Origin of the sequence: Halorubrum sp. AD140, assembly GCF_034497445.1 — an archaeon.
GTDB lineage: Archaea > Halobacteriota > Halobacteria > Halobacteriales > Haloferacaceae > Halorubrum.
Genome location: NZ_JAXRUU010000007.1, coordinates 1 through 13797 on the forward strand (window position 1 = coordinate 1; position 13797 = coordinate 13797).

Below are 13797 nucleotides of genomic sequence, written 5' to 3' on the forward strand. Positions count from 1 at the left end.
CACGCACACAGTGAAAAGCTACGGGAACCGTCGTCCGGCAACCGACACGGGGGACGGTCGCGCCGGAGAGACGGGGGCGAGCCTCGAACGAGCGGTCGGCGGGCTACTGCTCGGTCGGGGCCGCTAAGTCGTCGACCGCGAAGCCGGGCTCCATGAGGCGGTCCGTCTGGCCGCTCACGTCGCGACCCTCGCGCATCAGCCGTTTGAACGCGGACTGCGGCGAGAGGTCGCGGATGGGCACGCCGCCGGCCACCTTGCCGTCCTTCAGGGCGACGCGGCGCCACTCGCCCTCGGCGGTGGTCGCCTCAACCGATTCGTCGCCGAGCGTCGGGTGGCCGAAGGAGAGGAACGGGAAGTCGAAGTGCGTGATCGAGTACGAGGAGACCCACCGGAACTCCTGGCTGCCGTAGTCGATCATGTTGCGGGCGGCGACCGTTCCCTGCTCTTTCGCCGACCCCCACGAGCCGTTCTTCGCCCGCTCGCCGAGGATCAGGTCGTCGAACGTCGTGATGTCGCCGGCCGCGAACACGTTGTCGACGCTGGTGCGCATGTACTCGTCGACGGCGATGCCGTTCTCGGTCTCGATCGGCGTCCCCTCGACGAGCTCGGTGTTGAAGTTGAGGCCGATGGCGACGCCGGCGAAGTCGCACTCGTAGCGCTCGCCGTTCGGGTCGACCGCCGCCACGACGTGGCCGTCGTCGTCGACCTCGAAGTGATCGACTCCGGAGTCGAAGACGGGCTCGACGCCGCGCTCGCGCATCGCCTCGTGCATGATCTCCGCGCCCTCGGTCGAGAGGGCGTAGCGCCACCAGGCGTCGCCGCGCATCAGGTACTTCGCCTCGACGCCCTGCGCGCCGCAGATGGCCGCGAAGTCGATGCCGAGCAGCCCGGCGCCGACGATGACCGCCCGCTCGGCGCTCTCGACGCTCTCTTTGATCCGGCGGGCGTCCTGGAACGTCCAGAAGTGGTGGATTCCGTCGGCGTCGGCGTTCTCGACCGGGAGCTGCTGGGGAGTGCCGCCGATCGCCAACAGCAGGTAGTCGTACTCGAACGTCTCGCCCTCGTGAGTGTGGACCGCGTCGTTCTCGACGTCGAGGTCGACGACGACGGTGTTGAGTCGGAGGTCGACGTCGTGGTCCTCGTACCACTCCTCCTGGTGGATCGAGATGGGCGCCTCCGGGAGCTTCCCCTTCGCGTACTCTTTGATCAGGATCCGGTTGTAGAGGGACTCTCCCTCGTCGGTGAGAACCGTGATCTCGGCCTCGGGCGCTTCCTCGCGGAGCGTCTCGGCCGCGGACGCGCCCGCGATACCGTCCCCGACGATCACGTACGAATCGCTCATGTGAGGCCGTTCGGATGCAGGGTTAATGTGGGTTGTCATCCGCGTTGAGGACCGTGATAGACCGACACAGCGGAGGTGTCGAGAGACGAGACGCCACAGATTCAAGGCCGTCCCGGCCCAACGGCGGATATGAAGATCCGGCAGAACATTCGTCACTGGGCCGCCAAGAAAGCGCTGACGACGCCGGTGGTCGGGGACGTCGCGAACGACAAGCTGGTCGACCTGCACACGAGCATCTTCCTCAACAAGGCCGCCGAAGAGCGCCGCGAGGAGCGCCGCGAGCACCTCGATGACTTCTTCGACGCGACGATGGACGCCTACGTCGCCGCCCTCGAGGCGGGCTTCGCGGAGGCCGAGGCCCGCGAGATCACCCACGTACAGGCCAACTTCGACTTCTTCAACCACGGCTGGACGGAGATGATGGAGATCCCGGCCGACGAACTGGAGGATCACTACCGGCGCTACGAGGAGTTCTTCGCCGAGCACGGGATCACGATCGACGACCCGCTCGGAGCGTTCCGACCGGCCGAGGGCGTCGCCGACGCGCCCGAGACTCCAGAGAAGCTCGAAGCCGCCGAGTACGAGAACGCGCTCGCCGGCTTCGCCGACGACGTGTACGTCGAGACGGACGACGGCGAGACGGTCGTCGGCGGCGAGACGGAGGAGCCGGACGACGTCGACCCGTCGGTCGCACCCGGCCTCGACGAGGACGAGGCGAGCGCGTAACTCGCCCCGACTCGGCTCTCGCGGTCCGACTTCGACTCTCGCGGTCTGACCTCGACTTCCGCGGGCTGACCTCGACTTCCGCGGGCTGACCTCGACTTCCGCGGGCTGACCTCGACTTCCGCGGGCTGACCTCGGTGACGCTCCCCCGCGAGCGGGTGAACTGACCGCGCGGCCTACGTTTATACGTCATCGGATAGAGTGAACGGACATGAACCGCGGCCAGTCGTTCCTTCTGCTGCTCATCGGGTCGGTCGCGCTGCTCACGCTCTTCGTCGTCCTGCCGTTCATCGAGTACGTCATCGCCTCGGCGATCCTGGCGTACGTCCTGTACCCGTTCCACGTGCGACTCTCGAAGGGGATTCAGGGCGCGCTGGCGGGTCACGTTCGGGAGTCGGTGTCGCGTGGGGTGGGCCGCATGCTGTCCGGCATCGCGCTCATCGTCGCGTCCATCGTCGCCGTCATCCTCCCGGTCGCGTACATCTCCTGGGTGTTCGTCCGCGACCTGACCGAGATCGCTCGCGGAAACACGGACATCGACGTGGGCGCCATCGAGGCCGAAATCGAGGTGCTCACCGGACAGGAGTTCGACGTCGGCGAGGTGCTGTCGATGGCCGGACAGCTCCTCGTCGAGACGCTGTTCGGCGGCGTCGGCGGGATCGTCACCACCGCGCTTCGCGCGTCGGTCGGCCTCTCGCTGGCGCTGTTCCTCGTCTACTACACGCTGCTCGACGGACCGGCGTTCGTGGGGTGGATACGCGACACGAGCCCCCTCCCGTCGGAGGTCACCTCGGACCTCGTCGACCGCGTCAACGCGATGACCCGCGGCGTGGTGATCGGACACATCGTCGTGGCGCTGTTGCAGGCGCTCGTCGCGGGCGTCGGGCTCTGGGCGGCCGGTATCCCGAACGTCGTCTTCTGGACGTTCGTCTGCGCCGTCCTCGCGCTGCTGCCGCTTATCGGGGCGTTCTTCGTCTGGGGACCGGCCGCGGCGTACCTCGTCGTCGTCGACCAAGTCACCGCGGGGATCTTCCTCGCGCTGTACGGCGTGTTCGTCATCGCGATGGTGGACAACTACGCCCGGCCGCTCGTCATCGACCAGCAGGCGCACCTGAATCCCGCGGTCATCCTCCTCGGCGTGTTCGGGGGGATCTACTCGGTGGGGTTCACCGGGCTGTTCGTCGGCCCCATCGTCATCGGCGTGCTCGCCGCGACGCTGGAGACGTTCCGAGAGGACTACGACGCGATCTGAACGCGCGGGCCGACGGCGCACCGTGTGAGGTGAGACCGACGCGGTGAGTTAAGCCGCGCGACCGCGTACGACCGGTCATGTCACCCTCCGTGCGCGGCCGGCTTCCGGAGCGTCGGGACGCCCTCCTCGTCGTCGCCGCCGCGGTCGCCGTCAACCTGATAGGGGCGACCGGTGTGCCCTTCACCGCGCCACGAAGCGCGTGGTTCGCCGAGCTGTCGCTGCCGGCGTACTACCCGCCGAACTGGGCGTTCGGCGTCGTCTGGCCGGTGCTGTACGCGATGCTCGGTGCGGCCGCGGCGCTCGTGTATCTCCGCGGTCGAGAATCGGTCGGCGACGTCGACGGGGAGGGGGTTCGCCGGAAGGCCCGACTCGCGCTCGTCCTGTTCGCCGTCCAGCTCGCCGTCAACGTCGCGTGGTCGCCCGTCTTCTGGGGGCTCGAACGCGCCGACCTCGGGCTCGCCGTGCTCGTCGCGCTCCTCCCCCTCGTCGTCGCGACGATCGTCGCCTTCGACCGCGTCGACCGCCGCGCCGCCCTCCTGTTGGTCCCCTACCTCGCGTGGGTCTGTTTCGCGACCGCGCTCAACTACGGCATCTGGGCGCTGAACTGACGCCGTCGGTCACCCCGACTCCGACCCGTCTCCGAGCCGCTCCGCGATGAAGCGTCGCTCGCGGGGGTCGAGGGCGCGGTCGTCCCCGAGGAACGCCCGGAGTCCGGCGCGGTACCGCCCGCTGTCGGCCCCGTCCCGACCGCTCTCTGCGGCCGGCGTCGCCGCCGGTCGCTCCAGCTCTAGCTCGGCGATTCCGGTCCGCTCGCCGGTGTACGCGAAGCCGCACTTGTGGAGCGCCGCGTAGGCGAACGGGTTGTTCACGGCGATCCGCACCCGGTCGTAGCCGTCGGCCGTGACCCGCGAGACGGTCCGACGCACGAGCCGCGGGCCGAGTCCCTCGCCTCGGCGGGCGACGTGGACGGTGACGTACCGGAGCCGACAACAGGTGGGGTCGGTCCGGTCCGGCGAGAACGACACCGCGGCGACCACGTCGTCGTCGAACTCGTCCGCTTCGACCGTCGGCGGAAGCGGCTCGTCCGGCTCCCAGTCCGGCACCGCCGGGGAGCCGTCGGGCGTCCGGAGGGCGGTCTTCCCGGGCGCACCCACGACGAACTTTCCGGCGTAGGCGAACGCCCGATAGTCGAGTCGGAGCGTCGCCCCGTCTCCGGGTTCGCCCACGAGCGCGTACTCCATGGGTCGCGTACGCGTCGCGGACACAAATGCGGACGGGGCGGCGGCAGGGTCGGTTAAGTGGGTCCGCCGCCGAGAGCGACCATGCACGGCATCGGAGACGTCCGCTTTTTCGACCGGACGGCGCCCCTGTACGATCGCGTCATGCTGCCGGCGAGCGGGGAGGCGCTGGCTTCCGGTCTCGACCACGCGGCGCGACCGATCGACCGCTTGCTCGACGTCGGCGGCGGGTCCGGTCGGGCGGCCGCCGCGCTGACCGGTCCCGATATCACGGTCGTCGACGCGTCCCTCGGAATGCTCCGCCGCGCCCGCGAGGGCCGAGACCTCCCGGCGGTCGCCGGCGACGCGGGCCGACTCCCCTTCCGGGACGCGACGGTCGACGCGGTCACGGTCGTCGACGCGCTCCACCACCTCCCCGATCAGGGCGCCGCGATCCGGGAGGCGGCGCGGGTGCTCGCGCCGGGCGGCGTCCTGGTGATCCGAGAGTTCGATCCCGGACATCCGCTCGGGCGCCTCCTCGTCGCGGCGGAGCACGCGATCGGGATGGCCTCGCGGTTCCGGTCGCCGCGCGAGCTCGCGACCGCGCTCGCCGACGCCGGCTTCGATCCCCGGATCGTCGACCGCGGCTTCGGGTACACGGTCGTCGGGGTCGCAAATCTGGCCGGTGACCGCGACGCCGACCCGGCTCTCGTCGGAGCCGACGGTAAAAGGGTCCGCCAGTAACAGGGTTATCGCGGCCACGCGTCTACGTTCCCCCGGATGAATGACCGACAGATGCGGACCTCCAGACGATCGGTGTTGGCCTCGGCCGGCGCGGCGCTCGCGGCGACGGCCGGCTGCCTCGGCGAGACGGACGACGAGCCCCCGGAGGCGTACACGACGCCCGCGGCGGAGGAGTTCGACGGCGTGGTCGACAGTCAGTGGCTCGAGGAGAACCTCGACGACGTGCACCTGCTGGACGTCCGCGACGCGGACGCGTTCGACGACGCGCGGATACCCGGCGCGTACCACTTCCCCGACTCCGAGATGCTCGACAGCTACGCCGAGGAGACCGACGACGGCTTCGAGGCCTCCCCCGACGTGATCGCGTGGACCCTCGCGCAGGCCGGGATCGAGCCCGACGACGACGTGGTGGTGTACGGCGCCGAGTCTGACCTCTGGGAGACGTACGCGATCTACACGCTCAACGCGCTCGGACACGAGGGGCGGGTCAGCCTGCTCGACGGGGGATTCACCGTCTGGGACGCCGCCGGCGGCGAGACCGTCTCGGAGGCGCCGGAGGCGCGGGAGGCGAGCTACGAGGCCGACCTGGATCTCGACGTCGTCGCGACCCGGGAGTTCGTCGCCGACAACGTCGACGAGGAGGGGGCCGCGATCCCGATCCTCGACATGCGCACGCCCGAGGAGTACTGGGGCGTCGACGAGCGCGGCGACCTCGACCGGTTCGGCCACGTCGCCGGCGCGACCAACCTCAACTTCGTCCAGAGCATCGACGACGAGGCGGGTCGGCTCCGGTCGCCCGAGGAGCTGGAGACGCTGTGGATCGACGACGCCGGCCTCTCGGCCGACGAGACCACCGTCGCCTACTGTCAGACCGCCATCCGCGCGTCGGTCGGCTGGTTCGTCCTCGACCAGCTCGGCTTCGAGGACGTCCGAAACTACGAGGGGAGCTGGGCGGACTGGGGGACGCTCTCGGAGGAAGACGGCTACTACTACACCACCGGCGAGGACACCGGAAGGGTCGTCGACACATTCGCGTAAGTGACCGTCTCTGGATCACCGCTGACGCGGTTTCACCCCCGATCGGGGCTCCGCCGCGCGTCACGCCGGAGTCGACCTAATCGTGCGAGTGGCTGTGCGCGCCGTGGTCGTGGGCGGCGTCGCCGTTGGACGAGTCGCCATCGTGGGTGTGGTCCTGTTCGCCCGAGTCCGTCTCGCCGAGCACCTCCGCGCCCTCGCCGTCGATCATGTCCATGTTCTTGAGGTTGTCGCGCTCCTCGAAGTCCTCGACGGCCTCCATCACGTCCTCCTGCGTGATCGTCATCCGGTCCTCCGTGAGCGCGCCGAGGACTGCCTCCCGGAGCACCATCCGGAGGTCCGAGCCCGTGAGCCCGCTCGTGCGGTCGGCGACCTCCTCGGGGTCGAACTCGGCGATCTTCATCTCGCGGGTGACGACCCGGAGGATGTCCGCTCGCATGTCGCGGTCGGGCTTGGGGAAGTTGACGATCTCGTCGAAGCGGCGCCACGCGGCCGCGTCGAGCTGATCGGGGTGGTTCGTCGCGCCGATGAGGAGCACCTCGTCGCGCACGAGCGACACCTCGTCGATCGACTTGAGGAGGGTGTTCACCGCGCGCTTGAGGGCGGCGTGCTCGTCGGATCGGCGGGTCTTTGCGACCGAGTCGAACTCGTCGATGAAGAGGATACACGGGGAGAGCCGCTTGGCGACCTCGAACGTCTTCTCGACGTTCTTCGCCGTCTCGCCGAGGTACTGGCTCGTGATCATCGACATCTTCACCTCGACGAGCGGGATGCCGAGCTCGTGTGCGAGCGCCCGCGACACGGTCGTCTTCCCGGTTCCCGGCGGACCGACGAACAGCAGCTTCCCGATCTCTCGAAGCCCGATCCGCGCGAGGTACTCGCGGTGCTCGATCGCCTTCACGATCTTCTGGATCTCCTCCTCTTGGTCGCCGGTGAGCACGAGGTCCGCGAGCGTCGTCTCGATCTCCTCCGGCGCGCGGACGTTGACGAGATCGAGCATCTCGCCGTCCTCGTCCTCGTCGAAGTACTGCTCTAACAGGGCGTCGATCCAGACGCGGTCGGCCTGGATCGGCCGAACGCTGTCGCGCGCCTCCTCGTGGGTCACGGGCGCGTCGAGGTCCTCGGCGAGCTCGAGCGCGGCGACGATCGTCGGGTTCTCTGCGATCCGGTCGGCGTCGGCGCGGTCGCGGTACCACTCCAGCGCCATCGCCGGCTGCGTCAGGGAGATCTCGCCGGAGAACTCGGTGCGCTGGGTGAACAGGAGGTCGGAGACGGCGTCCCACGGGTGCTCGACGCCGGTGGCAGTCCGAGTCGTCTCGCTCGTCGCCTTGAGCGGTCGCTCGACGCCCCCGGGTGCGTCCTCGGCGGCGGCGTCCGACCAGAACACCTGGCGGAAGCGCGGGGGAAGGTCGTTCTCGTCGAGGTCGCGGTTCTCCGTGTAGAGGTGCGTCGTCAGCACGAACTCGACGACGTCGAGCGCCGGGTCACTCATCCGCGCGACGTAGCCGCGGGACGCGGTTAAGCGCGTCGAAGCGCGGCCGCCGCCGACCCGACGGCGAGGGGTGCCGCCCGGCCGACGACGTATCGAACGCTTATTAGCCCTGGTGATCGACCTACCGGCCATGAGCTCAGAGGACGCGGCCGTCCCCGACGACCCCTCCGGGGAACCCGGCGACGACGCGGACCACGAGAACGCGCTCCAGGACGTGATCGCCGTCGACCCCGAGGACACCGAGCAGGGGACGGTGAACCGGCTCGACGCCCACACCGGCGACGGGATCCGCCACCGGGCGTTCACCTGCCTCGTGTACGACACCGAGGGCCGGATCCTGCTGGCCCAGCGCGCGCCGACGAAGCGCCTGTGGGACGGTCACTGGGACGGCACCGTCGCCTCCCACCCGGTCGAGGGGCAGACGCAGGAGGAGGCGACCGCACAGCGCCTCGACGAGGAGCTGGGGATCACGCCGGACCAGTACGACGACCTCCGGGTGACGGACAAGTTCGAGTACAAACGCTACTACCCCAACGAGGGCGTCGAGTGGGAGGTCTGCTCGGTGCTGAAGGTGACCCTCGACGACACCTCGCTCGACCCCGACGAGGCGGAGATCGGCGGCATGCTGTGGGTCGACTACGAGCACCTCCACGAGAATCCGGCGCTGTACCGCCAGCTCCGGCTCTGTCCGTGGTTCGAGATCGCGATGCGGCGCGACTTCTCCTGAACCGGCCGCCGGATCCGACCCGAAGCGGCGAGTTGAAGGCGCGCGGGCGACTCGGTCCGCTATGACCGTCGTCGTCGTCATGGCGCACCCGCCCCGCGAGGGGCTCGTCGCGACCGGACTCGCGGAGTCGACGCCCCTCTCGACAGCCGAGGCCGCGGACCTGTACGAGGCGCTGTTCCGCGACGCCGTGCTCGCGGTCGACCGCTCCGGGGGCGAACTCCTCGTCAACTACCCGGTCGACGAGGACCTCCCGGCCGAACACCGCACCGACGCGAGCCCCGAGGCCGAGCTGCGCGCGCTCGTCGCCGACACCCTCGGCGGCACCGAGGACGCCCGCTTCGAGCGGCAGGTCGGGTCGTCGTTCGGCGCGCGCGCAGGCAACACCGTCACGCACCTGCTCCGCGAGGAGGGCGCCGACTCCGTCGCCGTCGTCACCCCGCAGGCGCCGCTGCTCTCGCGCACCGTGATCGACTCGGCCGCGATGAAGCTCCGGACGAACGCGGTCGTGCTCGGCCCCTCCACCCGCGGACGCACCTACTACGCGGGCTTCACCGCGCCGATCGACTTCGAGGGCGCGTTCGAGGCCCCGAGCCTCCCCACCTTGGCGACGCGCGGTCGCGACGCCGACCTCGACGTGGAGTTCCTGGAGTCCTCACCGTCGATGGTCGACGGCGACGACCTGCTCGACGCGGTCCCGGTGTTGCGCGCGCGGTTCGCCGCCCAGCGCGTCGTCCCCGACTACACCGCCGCGTTCGTCCACGAGCACGGGCTGGACGTGGTCGTCGAGGACGGGGACGCGAGGGTGGTGCGAGACTGAAACGGCCGTTTGTCCCACTGGAAGGTATATCGCGGCTCCGAGCCTCACGCTGGGTATGAGACGACGATCCGCGCTTCGCGCCGTCGCCGCGTCCCTCGGCGGTCTCGCCGGCTGCGCCGACCGATTCCCCACCGGTACCGCCGACGGCGACGCTCGCGGCGTCGCCGACTCGTTCGACGGGGACGTCGACCGCCCCGAGTGCGAGGTCGAGAGCGAGACGGTCGAGGTCACGGTCGGCGACGAGACGCGCGAGGAGGAGACCGCGGCGACGGTCCCGTACCCGGACCCGCCGACCGAGTTCACCGAGGGCGACGTCGTCGAGTGGATCCCGTCGTTCGAGGAGGCGTACGTGAGCCACGACGTGCTCTGTGAGCGGAGCGGTTCGGGTCACGTTCTGCGGGTCGACTATCGCACCGATCGGACCGACGTCCTCGACGGCTCCGGCGACGTACTCGTCGTCTACCTGCGGTACGCCGGCGGTGCCACCGCGGGCGTGGACGACGGGGTGGTGTGGGAGGCCGATATCGACTTCACCGCCGTCTCGTACGCGGTCGACGAGACGGGTGCAGCGCGGGTCGAGTTCGACCGTCCGCTCGAACCCGGTCACGAGGAGTTCGAATCGGAACGCCGCGACCCGATCGAGGAGGGAACGCTCGTCGCCGCGTTCGACTGATCGGAGACTGGTGCGGTCTGCGTTCCTCGAACGGAGGGCGGTCGACACCGACACCACTTAGTCGAACGGAACCGAGCGTCCGGACGTGGTGGGATGGCAGAGTGGCCCATTGCGCCGGTCTTGAAAACCGGTAGCCTCACGGCTTCCTGGGTTCGAATCCCAGTCCCACCGTGAGCGCGCGGCGCAGTTCGCGCCGCGCGCGATTCGTGCGAGGATTCGAAGCCTGCGAGTCGCAGCGCCCGAGCGGAGCGAGGGCGACCGTCTCGAATCGGTTCGAATCCCAGTCCCACCGTGAGCGCGCGGCGCAGTTCGCGCCGCGCGTGATTCGTGCGAGGGTTCGAATCAGAGAGCGGGCTGTGAGCAATCACTTTCAGTTACGCGTGCGGGTCGAGCGAGCGAGTCGGTCTGGCGGCGGCGCAGTCGGTCACGCGGCCTGAACCGCGAAGCCACCGCTCGCGGACGGTAGCACCCGGTAACGCTCATGTCAGGTGTCGTGTGGTATCACGACACGCATTATCTTTAACAGGATTCCGGCACATGTTCGCGGTAGGTGATACAACGATGAGCTACGAACTCGATCCGCTTCCGTACGACTACGACGCGCTGGAACCGCACATCTCCGAACAGGTGCTCGAATGGCACCACGACACCCACCATCAGGGCTACGTGAACGGCTGGAACTCGGCCGAGGAGACGCTCGAGGCCAACCGCGAGGAGGGCGACTTCTCCTCGTCCGCGGGCGCGATCCGGAACGTGACCCACAACTCCTCGGGTCACATCCTCCACGACCTGTTCTGGCAGAACATGTCCGCCGAGGGCGGCGACGAGCCCGAGGGCGCGCTCGCCGACCGCATCGAGGAGGACTTCGGCTCGTACGAGGCCTGGAAGGGCGAGTTCGAGGCCGCGGCCTCCGGCGCCTCCGGCTGGGCGCTCCTCGTGTACGACACGTTCTCGAACCAGCTCCGCAACGTCGTGGTCGACAAGCACGACCAGGGCGCGATCTGGGGCGGTCACCCGATCCTCGCGCTGGACGTCTGGGAGCACTCCTACTACCACGACTACGGCCCGGCTCGCGGCGAGTTCGTCGACAACTTCTTCGAGGTCGTCGACTGGGAGGAGCCGTCCGCCCGCTACGAGCAGGCCGTCGAGCTGTTCGAGTAACCCCGGACGCGCCCCGACGCGCGTCGAATCCCGACGTTTTTTCGGCCGCTCCGCACCGTGAGCCGCGAGGCCGCGTGCGCTCTCGAGCCGATGGCCGCGGGCGACCGGTCGACGTATCGGCAGCGTTTACGGCGCCGACGGCGTACCGCCGGCCATGCCCGAACCGAAGTCGACGTTCGACGCGACCTACCCGTGTGACTTCTACGAGCCCGCGGAGCTGTTCGAGCCGGACCTCATGTACACCGTTCCCGAGATCGCGCGGCTCCTGCAGGGGTTGGAGCCGGATGCGCGGATCGACGGCGACACCGAAGCCGTCCTGATCGACTGGGCGATCCCGTGGGTGATGACCCACGCCGAGGACATCGTCGTCGCGGAGCCGCTGGAGGCGGACGGCCCGGGATACTACGGGGTCGCGGAGCACGCGGTCGATGCGCGCAGCGCCGAACGTGACGGGGCCGTCGATCGCGACGGAGACACGTGAGCGGGAGCCGACCCGACGACGCGCCGGTCCTGCTCGTCGCGGGCGGTGCCCGCGTCGGCGACGTGTCGGCGTTCAACGACGTGATGGCCGCCGACTACCTCCCGGCGTTCGACCGCCTCGCGGAGCGGATCGCGGCGACGGTGGTCCCCGTGGTCGTCGAGTCGTACGCGGACGTGGCCGGCCCCCTCTCGCGCGACGGGCCGGTGGCGCCCGATGCGGTCGCCGTGGTCGACCCCGGTCGCGCGCGGATCTACGCGGGCGACCGGTACGCGAAGGCACGCGCGGTCGCCTCGGGCAGCCCGCGCGAGGGGGCGATGGAGGAGCACACGGAGACCGTGACCGACATGATCGAGCCGGTGGTGACGGTCGGCCTGCCGGCCCTCGGCGGCGACGAACGCGGGGACCCGTCTCGGGTCGCGGAGCGCTACGAGGCGGCGTACGAGGCGCTGCTCGAGGCGGTGTAACGACTCGGAGGCGAGAGGGGAGGCGGTGCAGAATGTAGTCGCGAAGCGACGGCGCGCTCAGGCGTTCCGCTTCGTGTAGTGCTCGATCGCGGACTCGATGGAGGAGACGTCGGCGTTCACCCGCGAGTCGGCGACGCGCATGAAGCCGGGGGTGTACGACGCGGAGTAGTCGAAGATCGCGTTGACGGCGCGCTTCGGCGCGGAGACGGAGACGAAGTCGGTGACAGTGTACACGCGGGTCGTCGGGAACGCGGTCCAGAACGTGCCCGAGACCCACCGGTCCTCGTCCTCGAAGGCCGTTCCGACGCGGCCCGTCGCGAGGTACTCTCCGTCGTGGTAGAACAGCAGGAGGTCGCCCTCGGCCATCCGCTCGAAGGTGGAGCCGTTGCCGCTGTCGTCGTCGACGGCCCAGAGGCGGGCCTCGTCGACGTCGGCGAGCGGCTCGGGGCGGTCGTCGTACTCGGTGAGGTCGACCGCGGATCGAACCGTTCGGTCGAAGTTCTCCGGGTCGATCGGGACCAGGAAGACGTTCGCGCTCATTGCCATCACTTTCGCTGGGAGGGTTTTAAACTCGTCCGTTGTCGCGTCCGGGTCGGTCGGCGGATCGGTGGGAGACCGCGCTCCGACCGGCGTGGGGTCAGTCGTCGCCGTACTCGGCGTAGATCCGGTCCATCCGCGCGGCCATCACGAAGTCCGACTCGTGGAGTCCCCCGATGTCGTGGCTCCACATCTCGACGCCGACCTCGCCCCACGAGAGGTGTAGGTCCGGGTGGTGCCACTCCTCCTCGGCGAGCTCGCCGACGTCGTTCGTGAACGCCAGCGCGGTCGCGAAGTCGTCGAACTCGTAGGTCGCGTCCAGGTGGTGGTCGTCGACGACCTCCCACGCGTCCCCGAGCTGTTCGAGGTAGCCGGCGTACTCCGTGCCGGTGAGCGGCTCGTCTCCCTCCTCGGACGGCTCGACCGGTCGGTCCGCGAGCGGCGATGTCATGTGTCACCGTTGGGCGCCGCGAGGTTTGTACCTTCCGCGGCGGAGAGGGCGCGGCCGGCCCTCGGCCGCACGCCGCACGAACCGAGTCCCCGCGGTGGACAGGCTCAACTCTCTCGCGATCGAACGGCTCGTATGCGCCACCGGATACAGTTCCGGCTCGCGGTCGCCGGCCTCCTGGCGGTCGGCGTCGTCCTGATGGCGAACCCGCTGTATCTCCCCGTTTCGGTCGACGAACCCGTCCCGGCGTACACCCACACCGTGCAGCCGGTCGACGGCAACTCGGCAGTCGCGGACTCGCCGGTGGGCGACGGCGTCGACAGGGACGAACTGGCGGACGAGACGGTGGACTACGCCGACCTCGAGCCCGAGGCCCGCAACGCGTTCGACCGCGCACGCGACGCCGAGGGCGGGTTCGGCGTCGAGGACCCGAACGAGCGCGTCCACTCGCTGTCGTATCCCGCCGAGCCGTCACTCGGGGACGGGTTGCTGATCGTCAGCTACGAGGGCGAGCGCTACGAGTTCTGGACCCGGACGGTCGAACGCGAGCCGGGAGCCGTCGTCGCTCAGCGGGTCGTCCTCCAGCCGGTCGCGTTCCTCGCCGGCTTCCTCGCCGTGCTCGCCGCCGTGGCGCTCGGATTCCGCGACCGGATCGGCGGCCGATAACGACCGGGACGGCGACCG

The 13797-nt window shown here is 69.6% G+C and carries 16 protein-coding genes, 1 tRNA gene and 1 pseudogene; 13 read left to right on the top strand and 5 right to left on the bottom strand.

Annotated elements, in window-relative coordinates:
- Positions 1 to 103: 103 nt before the first annotated feature.
- The gene (locus tag U4E84_RS03010) at positions 104 to 1342 is read right to left on the bottom strand and encodes an FAD/NAD(P)-binding oxidoreductase (protein ID WP_322530621.1); all 1239 of its coding nucleotides are present in this window, start codon (positions 1340 to 1342) and stop codon (positions 104 to 106) included.
- Between the two features lie 129 nt (positions 1343 to 1471).
- Here U4E84_RS03010 and U4E84_RS03015 point away from each other — a divergent pair, with 129 nt between their 5' ends.
- From U4E84_RS03015 to U4E84_RS03025, 3 genes are all read left to right on the top strand, one after another.
- Complete coding sequence (locus U4E84_RS03015; RefSeq protein WP_322530622.1) at positions 1472 to 2068, top strand: DUF6149 family protein; 597 nt, start codon at positions 1472 to 1474, stop codon at positions 2066 to 2068.
- A gap of 208 nt (positions 2069 to 2276) precedes the next feature.
- A complete protein-coding gene (locus tag U4E84_RS03020) occupies positions 2277 to 3317 on the top strand; it encodes an AI-2E family transporter (protein WP_322530623.1) in 1041 nt (346 codons plus the stop codon).
- Between the two features lie 77 nt (positions 3318 to 3394).
- Entirely contained in the window at positions 3395 to 3925 is a 531-nt protein-coding gene (locus U4E84_RS03025; RefSeq protein ID WP_322530624.1) for a TspO/MBR family protein, read from the top strand.
- 9 nt (positions 3926 to 3934) lie between these two features.
- Here the strand turns inward: U4E84_RS03025 and U4E84_RS03030 are convergent, their stop codons facing one another.
- The gene (locus U4E84_RS03030; protein ID WP_322530625.1) at positions 3935 to 4558 is read right to left on the bottom strand and encodes a GNAT family N-acetyltransferase; all 624 of its coding nucleotides are present in this window, start codon (positions 4556 to 4558) and stop codon (positions 3935 to 3937) included.
- An 81-nt stretch (positions 4559 to 4639) separates the two neighbouring features.
- On the opposite strand from U4E84_RS03030, the gene U4E84_RS03035 reads away from it, so the two are divergent.
- Positions 4640 to 5278, top strand: a complete 639-nt coding sequence (locus tag U4E84_RS03035; protein ID WP_322530626.1) for a class I SAM-dependent methyltransferase — start codon at positions 4640 to 4642, stop codon at positions 5276 to 5278.
- Between the two features lie 36 nt (positions 5279 to 5314).
- Positions 5315 to 6316 carry a rhodanese-like domain-containing protein gene (locus U4E84_RS03040; RefSeq protein WP_322530627.1) on the top strand — a complete coding sequence of 334 codons (1002 nt, stop codon included), beginning with the start codon at positions 5315 to 5317 and terminating at the stop codon, positions 6314 to 6316.
- A gap of 76 nt (positions 6317 to 6392) precedes the next feature.
- Here U4E84_RS03040 and U4E84_RS03045 read toward each other — a convergent pair whose 3' ends face one another.
- Complete coding sequence (locus U4E84_RS03045) at positions 6393 to 7805, bottom strand: ATP-binding protein (RefSeq protein WP_322530628.1); 1413 nt, start codon at positions 7803 to 7805, stop codon at positions 6393 to 6395.
- Positions 7806 to 7935: 130 nt separating this feature from the next.
- Here U4E84_RS03045 and U4E84_RS03050 point away from each other — a divergent pair, with 130 nt between their 5' ends.
- The 7 genes and pseudogenes from U4E84_RS03050 to U4E84_RS03080 all read left to right on the top strand — a co-directional run.
- Positions 7936 to 8532, top strand: coding sequence for an NUDIX domain-containing protein (locus tag U4E84_RS03050; protein WP_322530629.1), 597 nt, complete (start codon positions 7936 to 7938; stop codon positions 8530 to 8532).
- Positions 8533 to 8593: 61 nt separating this feature from the next.
- Positions 8594 to 9349, top strand: coding sequence for a DUF2064 domain-containing protein (locus tag U4E84_RS03055; protein WP_322530630.1), 756 nt, complete (start codon positions 8594 to 8596; stop codon positions 9347 to 9349).
- Positions 9350 to 9404: 55 nt separating this feature from the next.
- Positions 9405 to 10022 (top strand): hypothetical protein, encoded by a 618-nt coding sequence (locus U4E84_RS03060; RefSeq protein ID WP_322530631.1) that lies wholly within the window; start codon positions 9405 to 9407, stop codon positions 10020 to 10022.
- An 87-nt stretch (positions 10023 to 10109) separates the two neighbouring features.
- A tRNA-Ser gene (locus tag U4E84_RS03065) sits at positions 10110 to 10193 on the top strand.
- A 390-nt stretch (positions 10194 to 10583) separates the two neighbouring features.
- Positions 10584 to 11183 carry a superoxide dismutase gene (gene sod, locus U4E84_RS03070; RefSeq protein WP_322530632.1) on the top strand — a complete coding sequence of 200 codons (600 nt, stop codon included), beginning with the start codon at positions 10584 to 10586 and terminating at the stop codon, positions 11181 to 11183.
- A 154-nt stretch (positions 11184 to 11337) separates the two neighbouring features.
- Complete coding sequence (locus U4E84_RS03075; RefSeq protein WP_322530633.1) at positions 11338 to 11664, top strand: DUF5827 family protein; 327 nt, start codon at positions 11338 to 11340, stop codon at positions 11662 to 11664.
- A gap of 50 nt (positions 11665 to 11714) precedes the next feature.
- Positions 11715 to 12128: pseudogene (locus U4E84_RS03080) on the top strand (ATPase); the annotation flags it as partial.
- Positions 12129 to 12185: 57 nt separating this feature from the next.
- Here U4E84_RS03080 and U4E84_RS03085 read toward each other — a convergent pair.
- Both U4E84_RS03085 and U4E84_RS03090 read right to left on the bottom strand, forming a co-directional pair.
- Positions 12186 to 12668: a hypothetical protein gene (locus U4E84_RS03085; protein WP_322530634.1), complete on the bottom strand. Its 483-nt coding sequence runs from the start codon at positions 12666 to 12668 to the stop codon at positions 12186 to 12188.
- A 97-nt stretch (positions 12669 to 12765) separates the two neighbouring features.
- Entirely contained in the window at positions 12766 to 13116 is a 351-nt protein-coding gene (locus U4E84_RS03090; RefSeq protein WP_322530635.1) for a 4a-hydroxytetrahydrobiopterin dehydratase, read from the bottom strand.
- 144 nt (positions 13117 to 13260) lie between these two features.
- On the opposite strand from U4E84_RS03090, the gene U4E84_RS03095 reads away from it, so the two are divergent.
- Entirely contained in the window at positions 13261 to 13779 is a 519-nt protein-coding gene (locus U4E84_RS03095) for a hypothetical protein (RefSeq protein ID WP_322530693.1), read from the top strand.
- Positions 13780 to 13797: the final 18 nt, after the last annotated feature.